Genomic DNA, 6,569 nt, shown 5'->3' on the forward strand with positions numbered 1-6,569 from the left:
ATTTTATGAAAGGAAAATGCGATATAAAATCGTAGAAAACCCGTATTTTAGAGCTTTATGGTGTCACGGGGGAGACTTGAACTCCCGACCTCCGGCTTATGAGACCAGCGCTCTAACCAGCTGAGCTACCGTGACGTTAAAGTTCGCAATTATATTCAACGTTTGCTTATATATTGATAAAATATTTTCATTTTTGCGCAGTAGGGCACCCAAAAGTCAAATTTTAAAATTTGATTCGCCGATTTTCGAGCATAAATTTCATTAAATTTAAATCTATAAAAATCCAAATTTGAGGCAAAAACGTCAAAAACTAAAATTCGCATTTTCAAGGTGCGGGTTTTGCCGCTCAAATTTGACGAGTTCAAATTTGCCAAAATAGGTCAAATTTGAAACGGCAAAGGCCGAATTTACTTGATAAAATAATCTCCGTCAAAGCTAACTAACGAGTACTTGCGCTCGCTGCCGATGCTGCTAACTAGCTCGTCCACGTCTAAAAACTCGAGGCTGTCCGCACCGATAAATTTACACACTTCCTCCGGCGTTTTGTTTGCGCTGATTAGCTCCTCGAAGCTTGGAGTATCGATACCGTAGCGCTCGGGGTATTTTAGCTCGGGGCAAGCGACCTTAAAGTGTATCTCTCTCGCCCCCGCATGACGCAGTAGCTCGACGATCTTTTTAGAGGTCGTACCGCGCACGATGCTATCGTCCACTACGACTATGCTTTTGCCTTTGAGCAGGCTTGCCATCGGGTTTAGCTTGAGCTTAACCTTGAGGTTGCGCATCTCTTGAGTCGGCTCGATGAAGGTGCGGCCGACGTAGTGGTTGCGCACGATGGCTAGCTCAAACGGTATCCCGCTGGCATTTGCGTAGCCTAGCGCCGCCGGCACGCCGCTGTCTGGCACCGGCACGACGAAGTCTGCGTTAATCTTGCTTTTTTTAGCTAGCGTTTCGCCCATTTTTTTGCGTACTTCGTAGACGCTTTTGCCCTCGATGACGCTATCTGGGCGCGCGAAATAAATATACTCAAACGCGCAAACTCTAGGCTCGGCTTCAAAAAGGCGCACGCTCTCAAATTCGCTTTTGCCCTGCTCGAAAACCAGCATCTCGCCGGGCTCCACGTCGCGGACGAAGCTCGCGCCCACCAAATCAAACGCGCACGTCTCGCTAGCTACGATGTAGCCGCCGTCTTTTAGGCGTCCAAGAGAGAGCGGTCTCACGCCCCAGCGGTCACGGATGGCGAAAATTTTATGGCGTGACTGGATGAGTAGGCAGTAAGCGCCTTTGATCTGCTTTAGCGCCGCGACTATGCGGTCTTGTAGGTGTTCGCTGCGACTTCTAGCGATGAGATGCACGATGTTTTCGGTGTCCATATTGCTCTGAAATATCGCGCCCTCGGCGATTAGCGCGCTGCGGACTTCGTCTTTGTTTACGAGGTTGCCATTGTGCACGATAGAGACTTGGCCTAGCGAGTAGTTTGCCGCGATTGGCTGCGCGTCGGCGGCGGAGTTTTTGCCTGCGGTGGCGTAGCGGTTGTGCCCGATCGCCATATCGCCTTTTAGACTCTCGAGGTTCGTCTTGTCAAAGACTTCGGTAACTAGCCCGCGACCCTTGACGGTTTCTATACGGCCGTTTTCGCATGCGCTGATGCCGCTTGCTTCCTGGCCTCGGTGTTGCATGGCAAATAGCGCGTAGTATGCCGTTCGCGCAGCGTCTTTAGAATTTATTACTCCAACTATCGCACACATTTTAATTTTTCCTTTTTGAGGCTCGTCTCGCGAGCGCTTTTTGCGGAGCTTGAAATTTTCGCCCTGCGACAGACTACATGTCTAGTCTTGGACGAAAATTTCTGCGCAACCCAAAAAATCATCTCGCGATACTTTGCCTCTCATACTAAAATTTAATTATCAAAAATTTGAACGCAAAATGATAAGGCACAGGATTTTTTCGCTTAATTAAGGCGAAATTTAATTTTTAAGCGTAGGCTAACCGTGCGGGTTGCCGAGCTTGAAAATTAAATTTCAACGCAAAGTAAGTAGAAAAAGCCAAGCCGCTTATTATCACAGCCCCAGGCAATCATCTATCCCGTACAGCCCGCTCTCTCGCCCCGCCACCCAAATAGCCGCCTTTATCGCGCCCTTGGCAAAGGTCGCGCGGCTAGTTGCGGTGTGATTTAGCTCGATAAACTCGCCGTCGTTGTAAAATCCGACCGTATGCCTGCCCACTATGTCGCCGCCTCGCACCGCTAGGATCGCGATCTCGTCCTTGCTGCGAGCTCCGACTAGCCCGTCTCTACCGGTCACCAAAACGTCTTTTAGATTTAAACCTCTAGCTGCCGCCACGCGTTCGCCAAGCGTTAGCGCCGTGCCGCTTGGAGCGTCTTTTTTATGTCTGTGGTGCTGCTCGACGATCTCGGCGTCAAATTCGCGCAATGCCTTTGACGCAAGCGCCGCCAATCGGTTTAAAATCGCGACGCCAAGGCTCATGTTGGTAGCGTAAAGTATCGGCATCGCCGCGCTTGCTAGCTTTAGCAGGTTCGCGCCGTCCTCGCCAAGACCCGTCGTGCCGATGACTAGCGGTTTTGGATCGGTGCGAGCGTAGTTTAGCAGGTTTATCGCGCCATCTTTGATCGTAAAGTCGATAACGACGTCGCAGTTTGCGAAAAGCTCGTCAAATTTGTCCGTGAGGATGACGCCATCAGGCAACGCAAAGTCAAGCGGCTCTATCGTATAAGCCGCGCTAAGCTTTGCGCCAGGCTCATTTTTTAGGCACTCTATGATCATGCGTCCCATTTTGCCGCTTGCGCCGTGGATTCCTATTTTTACCAAAATTTATCCTTTAAAATTTGGCCTAAATTTAGCATAAATTTCATAAAAAATAAATTTAGCACGGCCGTAGTCTTTGCCGCGCGCGGGCAAAAATATTAAAAATCGCGCTATATAATCGACTTTTTAAATTTAAAGGACGACGATGAGGAAAATTTTATTTTTATTTCTGGCTGTTTTTGCGGCGAGCGTTTTAGCTAAACAAGCACCGGTTGCGCAGACCGCTAAAACGCGGCAGGCGGACGCAAATTTGAGCGCGTCAAATTTGACGGCGAAAGATAAAAACGCGCAAAAGCTAAATTTAACCCAAGATCCCGCTATATCGAGCGGCGAGCTAGCAAACGGGCTAAAATACTACGTCAAGGAAAACAAGCAGCCCGCAAATTCGGCCTATTTTTATCTAGTCGTAAACATAGGCTCGACCGACGAGCGCGAAAACGAGCTGGGGTTGGCGCACTTTACCGAGCATATGGCGTTTAACGGCAGCCGCGAGTTTAGTAAAAACGAGCTGGTGAAAAAACTAGAGAGTCTCGGAGTGGCCTTTGGCGCGGATCTAAACGCGCAGACTAGCTACGATCAGACGGGCTATCTACTAGAAATCCACGTAAACGAGCAAAATTTAAAGGACGTTTTCCGCGTCTTTCGCGACTGGATCGACGGCGTGAGCTTTGACGCGGCCGAGCTGGATAAGGAGCGGGGCATCATCATCGAGGAGGAGCGCGCTAGAAACACGCCTGCGTATAGATTTTACATCAAAAATCGCGTGCCAGAGCTCTACGGCGATAGCATCTACGCCAAAAGGTCGCCCATCGGCGATATGAATATCGTAAAAAACGTCGACGTAGCGACCATAAAGGGCTTTTACGGCAGGACGTATCAGCCTAGATTTATGAAATTTATCGCAGTCGGCGACTTTGATAAAAAGCGCATCGAGGAGATGATAAAGCAAAGCTTTAGCTCCGCTAAAAACACGAACGACTACGCAAGCCCTGATAAAACTATTCCTATAAAAAGCGGCTTTAGCGTAAACAACTACGACTCGGCCGAGATCGGGCTAAACTCGCTAAATTTGATCTTCACGCAAAAGTACAAATTTGATGGCGAGATCCAAAGGCTCAGGCAAAATTTGCTCGTAAACTACGTCTCAGACCTCGTCGCGATGATATACGAGCAGCGAAATTTGGCCCTACGCGGGCGATTTTACTCGCCGATAATCGAAGATCAAAACGTGCTTTACGCCTTTGAGATAAATGCCGTCGAGGATGATTTTAGCGGCGCGCTTAGCGATCTGGCGGGCGTTTTAAAGGGTGTGGAGAAATTTGGCTTTAGCAAGGCGGACTTTGAAAGCGCGAAAAAAGATTTTATAAATTCGGCTAAAAATGCCTATTTGCAAGCGGGCAATAAGCGCTTGAGCGCGGTCGCGGCAGATATCGAGGAGACGACTAGGATCGGCGGCGTGCTGCTAGGCGAAAAAGACCTGCGCGACGTTACTTTGGCGCTGCTTGATGAGATCAGCCTTGATGACGTAAATGCCGAATTTAGGCGGATACTGGACATCGACGCAAAAACTTTAAACGTGATTAGCGCCAAAGGGGCGAAGCTAAGCGAGGCTAAATTTGATCAAATTTGGGCGGAGGCAAAGCCATACGATACGCTAGCCGCAAAGCAGGCAAAGAGCGAGCTTTTCGACTACGGCGCGCTAAAACCTAAAAATTTCGTCTCCAAAAAACATAACGAGAAGCTTGATTTTTATCTTTACGAGCTGCCAAACGGCGCGCGCGTGGCATTTAAAGAGGTAAAAACCAAAAAAGACGTCGTCTGGCTAAGCGCGGTTAGTCGCGGCGGCACGTCAAATTTGGCCAAGCCAAAGCAGGGCGCGCTAGCAGTAGAGGTCTCAAACGAGAGCGGGGCGGGGGAGTTTAGCAACTACGACCTGGCTAAAATCCTAAGCGGCAAGCAGCTAAGCTATAGCAAATTTATCGATCAGCTTTCGCAAGGATATAGCGCAAGCTCGGCTAGCGCGGACTTCGAGTGGCTTTTGCGCGCGCTGTTTTTGGAGTTTAGCGAGCCTAGATTTGACGAAAACGCGCTAAAAAAGACAAAAATCAACGAGCTTGAAAAGCTGGAAAAAACCAAAAATCTGCCCGAGCGCAAATTTCGCGACGAATTTGCGAGATTTTTCTACGAAAATAACCCGCGAACAAACCCGCTCGAGGCCGCGGACATAAACGAGCTGCAGATGAGCGACGTAAAAAAGATAGTGAAGGATAAATTTACCAACGCGGCTTCGTATGATTTTATCGTGGTCGGCGATCTAAATTTGACTGCGGTCGAGCCTCTCTTGCAAAAATATCTGGCAAATTTACCCGCACGCGCGGAACGCGAAAATTTCGTCGATGACGGTGTAAGGACGATCGCGGGCGAACGCGAGTTTAAGCGAAGCTACCAAACCACGCAGCGAAGCGACGCCGCGATGATAATGAAAAACGAAAACGTGAAGTATTCGCGCCCGGAGTTACTGCGCGTAAACGCCCTATCTGCGGTGCTTTCGATGATGCTGCGCGAGGACGTGCGCGAGGACCGCGGGCAGGTCTACGGCCTGGGCGTGCATATGAATCTCGCAAAATATCCGTACCAAAGCTTCACCGCGCATTTTGGCTTTACGGCTGCGCCTGATAACGTAAACGCCGTGCTAGGCGAGATAAAATCAAACGTCGCCGAGCTAAAAGGCGGCGCGGACATCCAGCGCTATCTACAAAATTTCAAAAAATCAGCCCTCGTAAAAATGCGCCAATCCTACGTTCAGGGCGAGTTTTGGACGCGCGCGGTCATGCGCGAGCTGGTTTTTGGCGATGATGAGGTTTTGAGCCTGGACGAGTACGAAAAGGCGGTAAATGCGCTCACCGAGCAAGACGTAAGAGACGCGGCGAAGCTCTATCTGGACGAGAAAAACGTCGTGATAAGCGTGAATAATCCCGCTTCGGCGAAGTAAAATTTGAGCCTCGGCGGTAAATTTTATTTGCTGCCCGGGCGACGAGCGCAAATTTGGCTTTAGATTCGGCTGAGAGCTGTCAAATTTAAAATTTGACGGGCAAATTTGCGTCCGTTCTCGTCAAATTTGCCCGCTTAAATTTTAAATTTGTGCCGCCGCGAGCTCAAATTTATCTTTAGGCTTCGTCTTTGCGCCGAGATTATTTGCTTCAAATTTGAGCTTGAACTAGATTTACTTCGGTTGTTATCTACGTAAATCACCTATATTTGCTTTCAACTATATTTTTTATTTCATCAGAAGTTAGTTTCTTGTATGGCTTTATTATATATTCGGTTGTGTTGTTTTCAAATACTACTTTATCTTTTTTGTCGGAAAACAAGATGTCTTGCATTGCATCTGCTTTTTCATACTCGTTTGCCCAAGCAATAAAAGTCCTTACGTCGCTAAAGGTAGAATTTTGCTCGGAGCAGTATTTTTGTAACACATTTCTTGTTAAATTTTCATATTTCAAATAATGTGTTCCATTATTGTGTATTGCATATGCAAACAAAATACTAAGCACATATCTATCGTAGCACTCCCTATATGCATCCTTTAGCTGCTCCTTAGTCGGAGCATTAGGTAGGTCGTATTTTATAAATACCTCAAGCATGGGCTCGTAGTTTTCGTAGTTGCCTAGATATGCCCAGCCGCTTTGTTCTAACGGTCTATTTTTCTCTTCATCTTTTATGCCTTTTAACCCGATACCCATTTCA

General features: G+C 48.1%; 3 protein-coding genes, 1 tRNA gene and 1 pseudogene. 1 reads left to right on the forward strand and 4 read right to left on the reverse strand.

The features are described 5' to 3' along the window. Positions 1–58 precede the first annotated feature (58 nt). The 3 genes from Q0386_RS07850 to dapB all read right to left on the reverse strand — a co-directional run bounded on the left by Q0386_RS07850 (position 59) and on the right by dapB (position 2,825). A tRNA-Met gene (locus Q0386_RS07850) sits at positions 59–135 on the reverse strand. Positions 136–407: 272 nt separating this feature from the next. Then, the gene (purF, locus tag Q0386_RS07855) at positions 408–1,745 is read right to left on the reverse strand and encodes an amidophosphoribosyltransferase (protein WP_299029462.1); all 1,338 of its coding nucleotides are present in this window, start codon (positions 1,743–1,745) and stop codon (positions 408–410) included. Between the two features lie 312 nt (positions 1,746–2,057). Beyond that, the gene (gene dapB / locus Q0386_RS07860; protein ID WP_299029466.1) at positions 2,058–2,825 is read right to left on the reverse strand and encodes a 4-hydroxy-tetrahydrodipicolinate reductase; all 768 of its coding nucleotides are present in this window, start codon (positions 2,823–2,825) and stop codon (positions 2,058–2,060) included. 142 nt (positions 2,826–2,967) lie between these two features. On the opposite strand from dapB, the gene Q0386_RS07865 reads away from it, so the two are divergent. Further along, on the forward strand, positions 2,968–5,814 hold the full coding sequence (locus Q0386_RS07865) for a pitrilysin family protein (protein WP_299029469.1): 2,847 nt from the start codon (positions 2,968–2,970) through the stop codon (positions 5,812–5,814). 256 nt (positions 5,815–6,070) lie between these two features. On the opposite strand, the pseudogene Q0386_RS07870 reads toward Q0386_RS07865, so the two are convergent. After that, a pseudogene (locus Q0386_RS07870) lies at positions 6,071–6,569 on the reverse strand (hypothetical protein); the annotation flags it as partial.

The sequence above is a fragment of the uncultured Campylobacter sp. genome, assembly GCF_938045625.1.
In the GTDB taxonomy this organism is placed as follows: Bacteria; Campylobacterota; Campylobacteria; order Campylobacterales; family Campylobacteraceae; genus Campylobacter_A.